16 protein-coding genes are annotated in these 16,870 nt (G+C 37.1%); 14 read left to right on the forward strand and 2 right to left on the reverse strand.

Features of this window, described 5'->3' with window-relative positions; all coding sequences use genetic code 11:
- Positions 1-65 precede the first annotated feature (65 nt).
- From FG383_RS12205 to FG383_RS12255, 11 genes are all read left to right on the forward strand, one after another.
- Complete coding sequence (locus FG383_RS12205) at positions 66-1,682, forward strand: helix-turn-helix domain-containing protein (RefSeq protein WP_185907928.1); 1,617 nt, start codon at positions 66-68, stop codon at positions 1,680-1,682.
- Between the two features lie 104 nt (positions 1,683-1,786).
- On the forward strand, positions 1,787-3,280 hold the full coding sequence (locus FG383_RS12210; protein ID WP_142607668.1) for an aldehyde dehydrogenase family protein: 1,494 nt from the start codon (positions 1,787-1,789) through the stop codon (positions 3,278-3,280).
- 14 nt (positions 3,281-3,294) lie between these two features.
- On the forward strand, positions 3,295-4,182 hold the full coding sequence (locus FG383_RS12215) for an NAD(P)-dependent oxidoreductase (RefSeq protein ID WP_142607669.1): 888 nt from the start codon (positions 3,295-3,297) through the stop codon (positions 4,180-4,182).
- An 18-nt stretch (positions 4,183-4,200) separates the two neighbouring features.
- Complete coding sequence (locus FG383_RS12220) at positions 4,201-4,998, forward strand: DUF3100 domain-containing protein (RefSeq protein ID WP_142607670.1); 798 nt, start codon at positions 4,201-4,203, stop codon at positions 4,996-4,998.
- On the forward strand, positions 4,998-5,435 hold the full coding sequence (locus FG383_RS12225) for a hypothetical protein (protein WP_142607671.1): 438 nt from the start codon (positions 4,998-5,000) through the stop codon (positions 5,433-5,435). Before FG383_RS12220 ends, FG383_RS12225 begins: the two co-directional genes overlap by 1 nt.
- A gap of 313 nt (positions 5,436-5,748) precedes the next feature.
- The gene (locus FG383_RS12230; RefSeq protein WP_342782141.1) at positions 5,749-7,050 is read left to right on the forward strand and encodes a helix-turn-helix domain-containing protein; all 1,302 of its coding nucleotides are present in this window, start codon (positions 5,749-5,751) and stop codon (positions 7,048-7,050) included.
- A 168-nt stretch (positions 7,051-7,218) separates the two neighbouring features.
- Positions 7,219-8,394, forward strand: a complete 1,176-nt coding sequence (locus FG383_RS12235; RefSeq protein WP_142607672.1) for a M20 family metallopeptidase — start codon at positions 7,219-7,221, stop codon at positions 8,392-8,394.
- Between the two features lie 44 nt (positions 8,395-8,438).
- Complete coding sequence (locus tag FG383_RS12240; protein ID WP_142607673.1) at positions 8,439-9,848, forward strand: YfcC family protein; 1,410 nt, start codon at positions 8,439-8,441, stop codon at positions 9,846-9,848.
- A gap of 457 nt (positions 9,849-10,305) precedes the next feature.
- Complete coding sequence (locus FG383_RS12245) at positions 10,306-11,103, forward strand: DUF3100 domain-containing protein (protein ID WP_246096985.1); 798 nt, start codon at positions 10,306-10,308, stop codon at positions 11,101-11,103.
- Positions 11,103-11,540, forward strand: coding sequence for a hypothetical protein (locus FG383_RS12250; RefSeq protein WP_142607675.1), 438 nt, complete (start codon positions 11,103-11,105; stop codon positions 11,538-11,540). Before FG383_RS12245 ends, FG383_RS12250 begins: the two co-directional genes overlap by 1 nt.
- Before the next feature lie 315 nt (positions 11,541-11,855).
- Positions 11,856-12,176 carry a DUF4183 domain-containing protein gene (locus tag FG383_RS12255; protein ID WP_142607676.1) on the forward strand — a complete coding sequence of 107 codons (321 nt, stop codon included), beginning with the start codon at positions 11,856-11,858 and terminating at the stop codon, positions 12,174-12,176.
- 309 nt (positions 12,177-12,485) lie between these two features.
- Here the strand turns inward: FG383_RS12255 and FG383_RS12260 are convergent, their stop codons facing one another.
- Complete coding sequence (locus FG383_RS12260) at positions 12,486-12,695, reverse strand: hypothetical protein (RefSeq protein WP_142607677.1); 210 nt, start codon at positions 12,693-12,695, stop codon at positions 12,486-12,488.
- A 196-nt stretch (positions 12,696-12,891) separates the two neighbouring features.
- Between FG383_RS12260 and FG383_RS12265 the strand changes: the two genes are divergently transcribed.
- A complete protein-coding gene (locus tag FG383_RS12265; protein WP_142607678.1) occupies positions 12,892-13,884 on the forward strand; it encodes an LLM class flavin-dependent oxidoreductase in 993 nt (330 codons plus the stop codon).
- An 81-nt stretch (positions 13,885-13,965) separates the two neighbouring features.
- Here the strand turns inward: FG383_RS12265 and speD are convergent, their stop codons facing one another.
- A complete protein-coding gene (gene speD / locus FG383_RS12270) occupies positions 13,966-14,781 on the reverse strand; it encodes an adenosylmethionine decarboxylase (RefSeq protein ID WP_142607679.1) in 816 nt (271 codons plus the stop codon).
- Between the two features lie 269 nt (positions 14,782-15,050).
- Between speD and FG383_RS12275 the strand changes: the two genes are divergently transcribed.
- Complete coding sequence (locus FG383_RS12275; RefSeq protein WP_142607680.1) at positions 15,051-15,401, forward strand: VOC family protein; 351 nt, start codon at positions 15,051-15,053, stop codon at positions 15,399-15,401.
- A 116-nt stretch (positions 15,402-15,517) separates the two neighbouring features.
- Entirely contained in the window at positions 15,518-16,468 is a 951-nt protein-coding gene (locus tag FG383_RS12280; protein WP_142607681.1) for a hypothetical protein, read from the forward strand.
- The last annotated feature ends 402 nt before the right edge of the window (positions 16,469-16,870 follow it).

A 16,870-nucleotide genomic window follows, 5' to 3' on the forward strand; every position in this document is an offset into this window, starting at 1 on the left:
TATTAAGAATGTTCCCATTTATTGAAGTTGAATTTGCCATACAAGTGATTAAGGGGGTCTCCATAATGCATGGGTTAACTTATGAACAGTGTTTGAAATTGTTTGAGATTAATCGTTTGATTACTCAAAGTCTAGATGTAAAAGAAGTCTTAAGAAACTTAGTCAATGCCGCTCTTGATCTGGTTCTACGTGCGGATACAATCATTATTTATGAGTGGAAGGAAGATGGCTATTTACATTTTACGGATGGTATAGGATTAGGGAGTGAATCGGCAAAGAAAATTCGAATTAAACCAGGTGAATCAATAACTGGTCGAGTTTTTCAAGAAAGAAAAATCTATAATATTTCTGGTGATAAATCCATAGAATTGATGAAGAACATGGAGTATGAAAATATGGAACACTTTAAGAAAGCAGTTAACTTCAAAAAAATAAAAAGCGTTATTTCTGCCCCGCTTATTTATAAAGATACGTGTATAGGCGTTATTGTTGTTGACAATTTCGAAGATGATAGTGGGGTTTTTACGGAACAAGAAACACGAATCATTGAAATTTTAGCGAATCAAGCAGCTATTGCATTGTCTAATAGTCGATTTTATGAAGAGCTTCAATATCGAAATAATGATTTGGTCTATGCTCAGGAGGTTCACAACCGTTTCTCCAAAATTTTAATAGAGGGAAGGGGTATTCCACAAATTGTTCAAGTATTAGCACGAATTTTGAAACATGACGTGAGCTACTCTGAGACATATACAGATCTATCTAGATCGTTTCCGATCATTTCATCTCAAGAAATACTAGGTTATCTACTTTTTAAACTGCCCGTTGACCATTTTTCTAGACTTGAAAAGGTAGCCATCGAGCAAGCAGCAACATCCATTGTAATTGAGCTTATTAAACAAAACAATCTATTTGAAAGAGAGATACACTTAAAGGAAGATCTTTTTTTACAGTTACTCGATGGGGTGAATATAAAGAATTTATCAGGATATGAAAAAATTCAAGAGATTTCTAGTTATTCCTCTATTACTTGTGTACTTATAGATGGTAGGGTCAAACCACTTTGGAGTATGGATTCTTTCATTTCTAAAGAGAGGTTTTTACGAAACTTAGAGAGGGAATTAAGGACAATCCAAGACAATGTTTTATTGTTTTGTCGTGGATTTGAGATAATTACACTGTTCCCTCAGTTCACTTCTGTTACCTTTAATAAACTGAAAGGTATAGTTGAAAAGGTATTTTTGGATGATTTAGATGTGATCGTGGGTGTAGGTCGGACTGTAACTGTCCAAGCGTTGTCTGAAACGTATCTTGAAGCAAAAGAATCATTGCAAATAGCTAAAAGAAAAATTGCAGAACCTATTGTAAGATTTGAAGATTTAGGGTTTGAACGGTTATGGCATGGTCTTGACCAAAAGGTGTTGAGAAAATATGTCCAAGATCATCTGGGAAAATTAATTAATAAAGAAAATCCCGATTATCTTACACTAAGGAAATATGTTGAACTGAATGGAAAACACAAAGAAACTGCACAGGAATTAATGATTCATCCGAATACATTAACTTATCGCTTGAAGAAAATTGAAGAAGAGTTATCAATTGATTTGCGCATTAAAAAAGATTTATTAGCAATTATGACTTCGTTTGAAATGCTTGATTATTTGCAAGAGAGTTTGTTATAAACCCCAAGTAATTTCACTTCTATTTGTTCTTCCACACATACTAATTACAGTAGTTAAACTATTATAATTAGTGTGAATAAACAAACTACTAAGGAGTGAGTACAATGGTATCGACATCAGTCAATCAAACAGGAGAGCCTAAATTGGAAGTACCTGTATACCAAAACTATATTAATGGGGAATGGGTAACGTCTAAAACGAATGAACTATATGAAAGCATTAACCCAGCTAATACCAATCAAGTTTTGGGGAGATTTCAGAAGTCATCAGTTGAAGATGTACGGTTGGCAATTGCTGCTGCAAAAGAAGCTTTTCCAAAATGGTCAAAAGTTTCAGCACCTACTCGAGGAGATGTCATTTTCAAGTTAATTAATCTATTAGAAGAACATAAGGAAGAGTTGGCGTTGATTCTCACAAAAGAAGTTGGTAAAGCAATCCGTGAATCTAGAGGCGAAGTCTTGAAGACTATTCAAGCAATGAAGCAATTTAGTGGAGAAGCCACACGTCTAGCAGGTGAAACATTGCCTTCATATAATGATGAAATATTTGCTTACACCGTTCGGGAACCGTTAGGAGTTGTTGGTGTTATTGCACCGTACAATTTTCCGTTAGGAATTGGAATATGGAAAATTGCACCTGCTATTATTGCTGGAAATACAGTGGTATTCAAGCCAGCTAGTACAACTTCACTTATCAGTGTGAAAATAATGGAGTTATTTGAAAAGGCTGGTGTACCTGCTGGAGTTGTGAATATGGTTACTGGTTCCGGAGCAGTTATTGGAAAAGAATTTGGTGAAAATAAAGAATTGAAAGCGGTATCATTTACAGGTTCTACAGAAGTCGGGGTAGCTTTAGGAAAAGCAGTGACGCAACACGGAGGTAAAATGCAAGCAGAAATGGGCGGTAAGAACCCTGCGATTATTCTAGAAGATGCCGATTTGGATTTAGCGATTGAAAGCATTATAACGAGTGGTTTTTTTGATAATGGGCAGCGTTGTACAGGTACTAGTAGACTAATCGTTCCAAAACCTATTTATCGAGAAGTAATTCATCGCCTTGTTGCAAAAGCAGAATCTCTCGTAATCCAAGACGGACAAAGTGAGGAAGCAACGAATGGAGCAGTAATTGATGAAAATCAGTTAAACACTTATTTACATTATGTACAAAGTGCGATAGATGAGGGAGCAACGTTAGAGACAGGTGGAAAACGCTTAACAAAGGGTGATTTGAAAAATGGATATTTTGTGGCACCTACTGTTTTTAGCGGAGTTCGGACGGACATGACAATTGCAAAAGAAGAAATATTTGGGCCTGTTATTGGGGTGTTTGAAGTAGATGATTATGAGGAAGCTCTTGCAATGGCTAATCATATAGAATTTGGTTTATCTTCAACGATTTATACGAAGGACTTGGAGAAAGCATTCCATTTTGTTCGAAATGTACAATCGGGTGTGACACATGTAAATCTTCCATCTACTTATTTTGAAAACCATTTTCCTTTCGGTGGAAAGAAGGAATCTAGTATCGGACCAAGAGAACAAGGGAGTGCTGCATTAGATTTTTGGACGGATATCAAAACAGTTTACATGAAACCGTGATAGGAGGAGTCTAGGTGAAAATAGGAATGATAGGTTGCGGGGCAATGGGAGCAGGTATTGTAAAAAACTTATTGAAAAATCATCATCAAGTATGGACTTTCGATCCGGATCCAAACAAGCAGGATTCCATGAGGGAACTCGGTGCCATTCCTGTTTCTTCAATGGAGTCTGTAGCATCAACACTAGAAGTCATCATGCTATCCTTGCCACTGACGGAACTAGTGGAAGACGCTATTGTAGGGGAAGGTGGTATCCTTGCTCATTTAGAAAAAGGAACTTATATACTGGACATGAGTACAACAGATGTAAACATTACGAAAAAATTGGCGCAGTATGCTAAAGAAGCCGGGGTATATTTTTTCGATTGCCCAGTTAGTAATGGGCCGGTTGGAGCTGAAAATGGTACATTGACGATAATGGTAGGTGGAGAAAGAGAAAAATTCGAAACAATTCAGCCAATCTTAAGTGTTATAGGGAAGGAAATAAGATATATTGGTCCTGTTGGTTCAGGACAGGTTGTAAAGCTTTGCAATAATATGGTGGTTGCTGGAATTATGGTATTGCTTAGCGAAACGTTGGTGGCAGGAACTAAGGCAGGTGTAGATGCAAAAATAATTGCGGAAGTAATGTCGATTGGTTCAGCTCAGAGTAAAGTTCTTTCTGTCTTCGGACCAAATCTAATAAATGACACACATGAAAATGTGAATTTTCTACTCAGCCATATGGCTAAAGATGTACGCTTGTTTACTGAATTAGCAAAAGACGCACAAGCTTCCATATTTGTTAGTCCTATTGTGGACCAACTTTTTGAAATTGCAAAAATACAAGGAAAGGGAAGTTTAGACACGAGTGCAGTTGGCCAAATGTTAGAAGTATTAAGCAATCATAAAATAGTAAACTAACTTTTTGGGGGGATATTATTGCGGAAAGATTGGAAGCTTCATATTATTGTCTTGTTCTTTGTATTTATTGGGGAAGCAATTGGCGTTAAACAATTCAATTTAGGTGTAGGTACCGTTGCTTTGTTCCCAATGCTCTATGTATTATTAATGGGTGGAATTGTAAGTTTTCCAAAGCTAAAATGGATGAATGAAGTGCAGATGAAGAAAGCAGCTGGAATACTTGGGATATCCTTCATGCTGTTTGTTGCAAAACTCGGTTCCATGTTGGGTCCGTCATTGCCAAAGATTTTTGAAGCAGGAGCATCATTAGCTGTTCAAGAAATCGGACATGTCATTGGAACAATTATTATTGGATTGCCAATCGCATTACTTCTTGGTATGAAACGGGAATCAATTGGTGCAACTTTTTCAATTGATAGGGAACCAAACTTAGCCATTATTTCAGAAAAGTATGGAGCGGATTCTCCAGAAGGAAGAGGAGCATTAGGTGTCTACATCTGCGGGACAGTTTTTGGCGCAATCTATTTAGCTTTACTTGCAGGTTTTTTGGGAAGTCTTGGTATTTTTCATCCGATTTCATTGGCCATGGGAGCTGGGGTAGGTTCTGGAAGCATGATGGCAGCAGCATCAGGCGCATTGGCTGTAACATTTCCAAATGATGCTGACGATATAGCATTATTTGCAGCAGCGGCCAACTTGATAACGACTATTTTAGGAACTTATATTTGCGTATTCTTCTCGCTACCTGTGACTGCGCGTCTATATGAGTGGCTCGAGCCTATAATCGGACGTAAAAGTAAGGAGGCTGAAAAATAATGCTTGAAAAAACAAAAGTATTAGCATTGATTGGTTTTATTGCTATTGTTGGAAACTGGGTAGGGTACGACGTGTCTCCAATTGTAGCACTTCCTGGTATAATTCTTATCGTATTATTTACAATAATCGGTTTAGGCTTAAATACTCTTATTCCTAAAATGCCAGCTGTTGTGTGGATTTCGTTAATTGCTTTAATCGCGACTACTCCAATTTTCCCTGGTAACGAATGGATTGTTGAAAAAACAGGAAAAATTAATTTTATGGCATTAGCGACACCAATCCTAGCATATGCCGGGTTATCTCTCGGGAAAGATTTAGAAAGTTTTAAAAAGTTAGGTTGGAGAATTGTTGTAGTTTCATTAGTAGTCTACACAGGGACGTTTTTATTCGCTACATTATTTGCTGAAATTGTTTTTAAACTACAAGGTAGATTTTAATTCGCTATAGATGATTATTAATTGCTTAGATTTTATTGTTAGTAACATTGGAAACCAATCAATATCTGTTGATTGGTTTCTTTTATTGCAATAAAAAAATACAGGTAAATCTCAATATCAAGTTGAAAGGATGCTATTCTTACACAAATAACACTCCAGTGATAGTTGCCGAACTTTTATTTAATATGGATACCAACCTACAATTGTTGGACTTGCCTTTAACATGCTCGAAAGGAAAGTCTTCTTTCGGGAATGTGTTAGAATAATAGTGAATATAAACTAATAACTCCAAAAAGAGAGGTAGATTAGAAAATTGAAGAAAATTCGATTGGGCTTGTTTGGTGCGGAAGATTCTATCGAAATAATGGAATCAGTAGTGATGAAATACCCTGAATTCAGCTATATTTCTATTTCCTACTGGCGCGATGAAGAGATAGTAGAAAAATTGACAACGTACATGAATGAGGTAGATATGTGGCTTTTTTCTGGACAGATTCCGTATGGATTTGCAAAGAAATGGGCGGGAATTACGCAACCAATGTTTTACGTACCATCTTCCGGCTCTAGCTTGTATAAAACGTTATTGCAAATATCCTATAATCAGAAAATACCATTCGATCAGATAAGTTTCGATATGTTCCATCCTGCTGAACTAGAACGAGCGTTTAAAGAATCCAACATAGCTGTTAAACCTAAGTATTTAAAACATTATGAAGGAGAGGTCCCTACGGATGAAATAGTGCGCTACCACTATGAACTTTGGAAAACAGGAAAGACTTTAGCAGCAGTCACTTGTCTTAAAAATGCTCAACATGAGCTTAATAAACTTGGCGTTCCTGCATTTCGCGTTCTTCCCACTCAATCAGCCATCGTTTCAACTTTAGCCCTTATTCTTCAAACGAATGAGACGATGCATTTTAAAGATACCCAAATTGCGGTACAGATGATTGAATTCGATTCCTTTTCTAGTTTAACGAAAGATACCTTTAGCACAGATGAAATTTATAAAATCGAAATCAAAATGACGGAAAAGCTACTAGAATATACGAAAAAAATAAATGGTTCGCTTAAATCAGCAGGCCCTGGCCGGTTTGTCATATTTACGACGCATGGACTTCTTCGAGAAATGACGAAAGATTTTACCATCGTTCCAGATTTCGCAATCCTTCAGTTGACGAGTAGTGATGCAGTCACATGCGGTATTGGAATTGGACAAACTGTCTATGATGCCGAAATAAATGCTGGGACCGCCTTGCTGCATGCAAAAGAATTTCACAAAGGATCGTCGATGGTTGTCTTTGACGATAAAACGATTGTCGGTCCATTAGGACAGCCTGAGCAAATTACATATGGATATGCCCCGGAGCATCTCCAGTCGCTAAGTGAGCAAACATCACTTAGTATTGCTACTTTAAGTAAACTGGAATCGATTTTAAGAAAAATGGGGAAAACGGAAATCAATGCGCATGATCTAGCCCAACAAATGAGTATTATGCCAAGAAGTGCCCGTAGAATTTTGACGGAGTTAGAGTCAAAAGGATTGGCGCAAGTAGTAGGAGAAGAAAGCCCTCATCCAAGAGGAAGGCCAAGAAAAGTTTTTCAAATTATATTATGACAAGATCCTTTGAGGACTTGTCTTTTTATTTTTTTTCGATTTTAGAAAATTAGGACTTGATTAAAATGTTGTAATTAATATATAATTTTGGTCATAGCCGTAAATGAACCTAAAATGAATCTAAGCTCTCGCAAAAGAGTATATACATAGATTACGAGGAGAAGAGAGATGAATAATACTACATTTAGTGATTTGATTGAAGCGATTCAGGACGATGTTATCACTTGGAGAAGATATCTTCATACATATCCCGAATTGTCATTTCAAGAGGAGAGGACAGCTCGTTTTATTTATGAAACGCTACAGACTTTCGACAATCTAGAAATTTCCCGTCCTACGAAAACAAGTGTGATGGCGCGTTTGATTGGGAAGCGGCCGGGTAAAGTGCTAGCAATTCGTGCGGATATTGATGCCTTGCCGATTAAAGAAGAAACTTCCCTTTCATTTTCTTCCCAAAATCCAGGTGTTATGCATGCTTGTGGTCATGATGGTCATACGGCAATCTTGCTAGGAACAGCCAAGATTCTTTCTACATTACAAGATCAATTAAAAGGCGAGGTCCGTTTTTTATTTCAGCATGCGGAAGAGTTAGCCCCTGGTGGTGCAGAGGAAATGGTGCAGGCGGGTGTTATGGATGGAGTGGATATGGTCATTGGAGCCCATCTTTGGTCACCTCTAGAAACAGGAAAAATCGGTGTTGCAGCAGGTCCTGTAATGGCGTCGCCTGACACGTTTACTATTACGATTAATGGACAGGGAGGTCATGCAGGGCTTCCACATCAAACGGTCGATGCTATAGCGATTGGGGCACAAGTGGTTAGTAACTTACAGCATATTGTTTCTCGAAATGTGGACCCGTTAGATACGCTAGTCCTTTCCATAACGAAATTTGCAGGTGGTACGGCCATGAACATTATTTCAGGATCCGTGGAAATTGCGGGAACAGTTCGTCTTTTTAGTACCGAACTTCGACCGGTTGTGACGGAATTAATGGAACGAGTGGTAAAAGGAATAACGGAAGCTCATGGTGCAACTTATCACTTTGAGTATATGGAAGGTCCTGCACCTGTCGTTAACGATTATGAAGTAACGCAAATAATCGAAGAAACAGTGCGTGAACAATGGGGAGAAGAAGCGTTAGTTTTAGTGAAACCTAATATGGGTGCAGAAGATTTCTCTGCTTTCCTACAAAAGGCACCTGGTACATACTTCTTCACAGGGTCAGGTAATAAGGAAAAAGGAACGGACTATCCACATCATCATCCTCGATTCGACATTGATGAAAACGCTTTATCGAACGGAATAAATATGTTTGTTCATGCAACCTTTAAACTTTTAGATTAATGTGTCTATGAGGGATAGTTTGCTTTTTACAGAAGGAGGAGCTTATGGAAACTAAAACAAAAAAAGAAAAACGATTTTCCTTGAAAATGCCAGATACCTATGTCTTACTATTTGGAATACTATTAGTCGCTGCAATAGCTACTTATCTAGTTCCAGCAGGACAGTTTGAAAGAATTGAAAAAGATGGGTTAACGATGGTCGTGCCTGGGACTTACGAAAGTGTGGAGAGTAGTGGGGTCGGAGTGATGGATATTCTCCTATCCCTACAAAAAGGAATGGTGGAATCTGGTAGTATCATTTTCCTCGTGTTATTTATCGGTGGATTAATGGAAGTCATTGAATCGACGGGGTCTATTAAAGCAGCGGTAATGAAGGCGATAGATAAAACAAGAGGGAATGAATTTATTTTAATAGCTGTTATTACGATTCTTTTCGCTTTAGGAGGTGCGATAGGTGCTGTCGCTAACTCGGTCATCGCTTTTGTTTCCATTGGACTCATTATTTCCAAAGCATTACGACTGGATCCGATTATTGCGGTTGCGATTACATTTGGAGCTACCTTCGCAGGGTTTAATGTTGGGTTCATCAACCCATATTCAGTTGGGATAGCGCATAAAATCGCTGAATTGCCACTATTTTCTGGGCTACTCTTCCGTGTTATTGTATTTGTGGTAATTGTTTCGATTACGATTTGGTATACATGGCGCTATGCAAAAAAAGTATTGAAGGATCCTAATAATAGCATCCTTTCAAGTGCATTTTTAGATGACGAGGACCAAGATGAAAGTGAACTTCATACTGAATTTACGAATAAGCATAAGGGCATACTGATTTTTGTAGGGCTTGCCTTTGCTTTTATGGTTTTTGGAACGATACAGTACAAATGGACACTTGATCATATGTCTGCTTACTTCTTGGGCGTTGCAATTTTGGTTGGAGTAATCGGAAAAATTCACTACAATCAGTTTATCGTTCATTTTATGAGAGGTGCTGAAAAATTACTTTACGGAGCACTCATTGTAGGTGCAGCACGTGCAATATTAGTCGTATTGGAACAAGGGCAAGTATTAGATACGATTGTGTATGCTTTATCAAATCTATTTACTGGTCTATCGCCAATAATGGCTACAATGGCTATGTTTGTTGCAAATACGATTATTAGTATTGTCGTACCATCTGGGAGCGGACAAGCTGTACTTATTATGCCGATCATTACTCCTTTAGCCGATATGCTAGGAGTTACAAGACAGGTTGCAGTTCAAACTTATTTGTTCGGAGACGGGTTTACGAATAGTATCATTCCAACGTCGGGAACATTAATGGCAAGTCTTGCGATTGCTGGAATCCCGTATACAAAGTGGTTTAAATGGATGTTCCCATTGTTCCTTATTTGGATGGTTATCGCTGTCATTACACTAATCATTGGGGTTTCAATCAATTGGGGACCATATTAAGGTAGTAGAATAATAATGAATGAAAGATAATCTCATGAAAATAACTCAAAATTGTTCTCACTACAGTTTTGAGTTTTTTCTATTATATGTAAAAAGTCCACTAAACAAGTTATTTTAATGAGCTACAAATGAAGCTACTTATTCAGATTGGCCTATATAATTAAGGAAGATTTAAAAAATGCTTTATACGATGAGGGCTAGATGGTATTATTCTATAATGAAAAGAAAATCTTCCTATAAAAATGTTTGTATACTAGACATTCTTCAAGAAGGATTTTTTTTAATATTCATTAAAATCTGTCTCCATTTTCATCAACGACAAAGTGATTTTGAGAGTTATAGGCAGCATGGGGAGGTAGATGTAAAATAACTATATTATCGATAAGAAGTTTTCAAATTGTAGAAAAATTGTGGTGCATGAAAAAATAGGGAATGCACTTTCGAGGAGGAGATATCATTGCTGAAAGATTGGAAACTTCATATTATCGTTTTATTCTTTGTGTTGATAGGTGAAGCAATAGGTGTTAAACAGTTCAATTTAGGAGTCGGTACAGTTGCTTTGTTCCCGATGTTATATGTTTTGATAATGGGTGGAATCGTTAGTTTTCCTAAGTTGAAACTAATGAATGAGACTCAGATGAAGCGTGCAGCAGGAATACTGGGAATATCTTTTTTGTTATTTGTAGCTAAACTCGGGTCGATGTTAGGACCATCATTGCCTAAAATTTTCGATGCTGGAGTGTCATTAGCTGTGCAAGAAGTCGGACATGTCTTAGGAACGATTATTATTGGATTACCAATAGCATTACTTATTGGTATGAAAAGAGAAGCAATTGGTGCAACTTTCTCGATAGATCGGGAGCCGAATTTAGCCATTATTTCTGAGAAATATGGAGCAGATTCACCAGAAGGAAGAGGGGCATTAGGTGTCTACATATGCGGGACTGTATTTGGAGCTATCTATTTAGCTATTTTAGCAGGGTTTTTAGGAAGTCTCGGCATTTTCCATCCAATTTCATTGGCAATGGGAGCTGGGGTCGGTTCCGGTAGTATGATGGCGGCTGCTTCTGGAGCACTTGCTGTCACATTTCCAAACGATGCAGAGGATATTGCATTATTTGCGGCGGCAGCCAACTTGATCTCTACGATATTAGGAACGTACTTATGTGTATTCTTCTCACTTCCAGTAACAGCACGACTTTACGAGTGGCTTGAACCTAAAATTGGCCGCTTACGTAAGGAGGCTGCAAAATAATGATTGAAAAAACAAAAGTATTAGCATTGATTGGAATCATTGCCATTCTTGGGAACTGGGTAGGCTATGGTGTATCTCCGATTAAAGCTCTTCCTGGTATAATTCTTATCGTATTATTTACAATAATAGGTTTAGTTTTAAATAAGTACTTACCTAAAATGCCTGCAGTAGTATGGATTTCCTTGATAGCGCTAATTGCGACAACTCCAATTTTCCCAGGAAACGAATGGATTGTGGCAAAAACGGCGGATATTAACTTTATGGCATTAGCTACACCAATCCTTGCTTATGCTGGCCTTTCTCTCGGTAAAGACATAGAAAGTTTCAAAAAGCTAGGTTGGAGAATTGTTGTTATCTCATTAGTTGTCTACACTGGAACTTTCCTATTCGCTACATTGTTTGCAGAAATTGTATTTAAAATACAAGGTAGGTTTTAAAGCGAGCTGGATTGTGTAGATTTATGGTAGTAATTTTAATGAGTTTACCATATTAAAATAAATAATTCTAAAGCTGACAGAAGTAATTAATCTGTCAGCTTTTTTTTGATTTCTATTCGAACGAAATTCTTCCTATGTAAACACAACCAGATAACCTATTATTATAATTTATTATAGCTGCCCCTATTGCCATGGAGTCATAGGGCTTCCGCGAAGATTCTATTATAAAATTTGTTTAGATTTATTATGTGGTCAGCCCTACTATCTTATGAATCTTTGCATTAACTATAGAGTAAGAGAATGGAGGTGAATCAAATGGCATTATCACTTATTAATATTAATGTAAATGTATCAAGTACTTCAACAAGATTTTTTAATGTATTGGCAGCACCTTTAGTTGTTACGGATGGTACTACTGTCGCTGCAACAGCTTTTCTAGATGACAGTGGAGTAGCTGCAACAGCTTTTCCAGTAGTGGCGAATGGCTACTATAATCTTTACTTGAATGGTGTACTACAAGAAGGAGGTTCCTATACAATTTCTGCTACTGAATTGACCTTCAATACAGTAACTGGAACTATCACTGCTGGAACACCTCTAGTAGTAGAGGCTGTGGAATTAGCTACAGTAATTTAATAGCTATTTAAAGATTTTTCAAAAGAGACTTTCAATCGACGTTTTCCGATTTGGAGTCTCTTTTGTTTACTTTCTATTTTTAAACCGATACATTTTAATAAAGTAGCCAAGTTTGTATATACATAAGAAAAGAGAAAAATTGAGATGAAGTCAAGCGCACTTAACAGTAAGAAATACAAGGTAGAGTTTAAAATTATGGTAAGAAACCAATTGGTGTATAACTAATTAGTTTCTTTGATTCATGGGAATAAATAAAGCACACTAACACTTTTAATAAAGTGGAAAGTGTGCTTTTGAAGGAATAAGTGTTTAGGGTGTAGAGTTTTCACTCGACTCTCCATATTTATTCGTTTCTTCCTCATTTTCACCATCGGGAACGCCAACGTCATTTTGACCATCATCTTCTAATAATGGGTCATTTACTTCAATATCATCTAAATCATCATCACTATCGCTGCAAGCACCTAATAATAAGGCAGTAGATAAGGCGAATGGTAAAGCTATCAATTTTCTTTTCATCGTAAATTCCTCCTTTTTCATTTTCCAAAGTTTGATGTTCTTATTTTCTATGTACCTCCTTTTTCTTTATGTAAACTTATTTATAAGAATAGAGTTAGAAAGTCACTTTTGTTTACCTTCCAATTGGGAAGGAATACAATTTAACAAAGAGAAAAATTTGTTGCTACTTTACATAAGTAAGAAGGGAAGATAACGAATGAAATTAAGTGTTCTAGATCAAGCGCCTATCACAGTTGGAAATACTGCCGTAGATGCGTTAAAAAAAGCAGAGGAACTTGCAATTTTGGCAGATAAACTGGGCTATCACCGTATGTGGATGGCGGAGCATCATGGTACTGGGACGATTGCTAGCTCAGCTCCAGAAGTTATTGCTGCGCATTTAGCAGCGAAAACGAACAATATTCGTATCGGGACTGGTGGGGTAATGATGATGCATTATTCGCCACTAAAACTTGCCGAAGTGTTTAAAACATTAAGTGCATTTTCACCGGGTCGTATCGATTTCGGTGTAGGACGTGCTCCAGGTGGAGATAATTATGCAATGTATGCACTTTCTGAAGGACGCCAGCCGATGTTAGATAATATGTACGAAAAATTAAAGACTACATTGCAATTACTAAATGATGAGATGCCAGAAGATAGCTTATATAATCGAACAATTGCCACTCCGTCGAATGTCGTTCTACCGGAAGCTTGGCTACTCGGATCTACTGGAAATAGTGCGATGCAAGCGGGACGGCTAGGAGTAGGTTATTCTTTTGCGCAATTTTTCCAAGGCGGCATGACAAAAGAAATTTTTGATACTTACCGACGTAATTTTCAACCTTCTGCACTGATGGTAAAGCCAGAAATCAACGTAACGTATATGGTAACAGTTGCTGAAACGAAGGAAGAAGCGGAGTATGAAGCACTTCCACAAGATATTTCTAGATTATCGCTAATGAGAGGCCAAATACGTCAAACATTAACGCCAGAAGAAGCACAAAATTATCCTTTAACCGAAATGGATCGCATGGCTATTCAGCAAAATCGCAAAATCCATTTAGTTGGAACAGCAAAAGAAGTTGCATCGATTTTACAAGAGGAGCAGAAACAGTACGGGTTTGAGGAAGCGATGATCTGTAGCATTCCACACTCCCAACAGAAACGGTTAGATGTGTACCGATTGCTTGCACGTGAATTATTTTAACAATGATGGACACACTTTTCTTCTGAGTGTGTCTTTGTCTTGTTCCGCTATAAAAAGGACCAAAAATTTGGTCCTAATACTTCATTCTTTTCTTGCCATGTTTTTAGCGTAAAAAATCTCATCCATTTCTGTTTTTAACTTCTTCGTAATGGATATTATTTCTTCATCCGTTAACTCGTCTTCTGTGTAGCCGAATAAGTAGTTATTTATATCAAATTTCTTGAGTTTACATTTCGTATGAAAAATATTTTCCTGATAGACATTAACGTCAATCATTTGATAATATTCTTGTATATCAAGGGGTATATAGTTTTGGATAGAATTAATGTCATGATCGATAAATAATTTATGACCAGTTACATCTCTTGTAAAGCCGCGTACGCGATAATCCATTACCATTACATCTGTCTCAAATGAATGAATCAAATAATTCAACGCTTTCAAAGGAGAAATTTCTCCACAAGTGGAAATATCAATATCCGCTCGGAATGTACTAATCCCCTCATCCGGATGATACTCAGGATAAGTATGAACAGTTATATGACTTTTATCTAGATGACCGACTACTGCTTCAGGTAGCGGTCCTGGGGATTCCTTAAAAGAATCCACTGGAGAATCATCAACAGGTCCTTCGGAAACTAAAATGGTAACACTTGCTCCTTGTGGTTCATAATCTTGCTTCGCGATATTTAAAATATTTGCCTCAATAATATCCGACACTTTACTTAATATTTTAGTCAAACGATCCGCATTATATTGTTCATCGATATAGTCAATATATGCCTCTCGTTCTTCTTTTGTTCTTGTGTAGCAAATATCATACATATTAAAACTTAAAGTCTTTGTAAGGTTATTAAATCCATGTAACTCAATTCTTTGCTTAGGAGTTAAGCTCATCTGGAACTCCTCTCTTTCACTTAAATTTTGGACCAGTTAAAACGATATAATAAGTATGCGTTAAAACTAGATATACATTCCCTATAGCTTTATTTTTCCATAAACAACCTTTCTGAAACATATTATTTTTTCATTAGTTTATCTACAATTAGCGAACAAATAAATCATCTCTTTTTAAAAAATGTATTTGTTTTGAACATATAGAAGTAACGAAATAGGATTGTTTTGCAATAAAATTTATTAAATAATATTATTTGGAGGTCAGTATAATGAAAATCAAAGGTTTTGGTGGAGTTTTTTGGAGATCGAAAGATGTTGATTCCTTAAAAAAATGGTATGAAGAGACGCTAGGAATTTCGATGGGAGATTGGAATGCTACTATTATCAAACCAGATGTCGACAATGAAACGATCTTTTCTTTCTTTAAAGAAGACAGTGAGTATTTTCCAGAAAATCAATCTGTGATGCTAAATTTTCAAGTAGAAAATATAGAAGCTTGGATAGAGCATTTTCATAAAATTGGGGTACGACTATTAAAAGAACCAGAAAAAAGTGAGTATGGTACATTTGTTTGGATTTCGGATCCAGATGGAAGATGGATTGAAATGTGGGAGAAATAAGGTCTCAGACTAAAAATACAGGCATCCCTTTATAAAATCTTGTCAAACATAGAGAATCAATACAAGTGAAACTTCCATCCTTGTGAATTCGTACATAAGGAAAGGAGGAATGTTCAATGTGGCAACACTTACAAGAGCAACAAGCGCAGTTAATCGTAAAGAAAAATGAGCGTAATCGGCTGCAAAGAAAGCAGGCATCACTCCAAACACAGTGGTTGGAATTAGAAGCCGTTCGCAAAGATTTGGAAAAAGCACTTACAAAAGAGCAGAAAGATGTACTGAAATTAGACAAGTTCTCTTTATCCAATTTAGTTAGCCAATGGAAGGGAACGATGAACGAAAAACGCAAAAAAGAAATTGCAGAAGCAGCAGAAGTTGAATTGAAATATAATGAGGCGGAAAAAACATTAAAGGATCTCCAGAACGATATTGAAATCGTGAAATCGGAAATAGAAACTGGTGATTATAGTTTAATAGATCAGCATTGGACATCGTTAATGCAAGAAAAGGAGCAGTGGCTTTACGCTAACACTCTCGATGACCGACAAGAGTTAGAAAACCTATATAAAAACCGAGCTAATTTAGAGTCGATGCAAAAAGAAATAGAAGAAGCATTGATAGCAGGGAAGGATGCCCTGAGCGCATTAGAACAAGCAAAAAGTGAACTTGATTCAGCATCTGCGTTGTCTACCTGGGACACCTTTCTTGGAGGCGGAATATTTGTAACAGCAATGAAGCATAGTAGTCTAAACAGTTCTCAAGACTATATCCACTTAGCACAGAAGGCCCTTCGTCGGTTTGAAACCGAATTGATGGATGTGAAAAACGTTGTCACAGGAGTCATTCAAGTAGATCGAAGTAATTTCATGACATTCACCGATTATTTCTTTGATAACATTTTTACGGATTGGATGATTCATTCGCAAATCAATACGTCAAAAGATCGTCTGGATGAAACCATGCACCAAGTCGAAGATGTGTTAGAAAAATTGAGCACTAAGGCAAGTGAAGTGGAGTCGGAATTAGAAAATGTCAGACATAAGTTAAAAAGCATAATAGAAATGTAATAATCGAACTCATCATTTCAATTTTCGTGTAAAACGCCCTAGAGCAGGGCGTTTTTTTTATTGGCCTAGGAAACTAAAAAATTTAGACATGTAATTTTTTTCGATATAACATTCTTTATATTGTACGTCATATAGGGATACTGCGACGTAAACAGTGACCGCTAAGATTTTCGCTGCAGTCGTACGCTTTCCACCGGGTAAGCGGCGATGAGCCTTCACCGCCGCTTAGGCGGACGCCTGAGAAGTCTCATTATGCTCACTTATCCGGTAGGAGTCGACGCCTGCAGCGAAAATCTATGGTAAAGACTAACTTATCAGAATCTAACATTAAAAATAAATGGTTGAACGAGACACTATTCCCTTTGAACGCGACAAACCGGTCTAACAAATACTAGACTGGCG

It is taken from the genome of Psychrobacillus soli, assembly GCF_006861775.1.
Lineage (GTDB): Bacteria > Bacillota > Bacilli > Bacillales_A > Planococcaceae > Psychrobacillus > Psychrobacillus soli.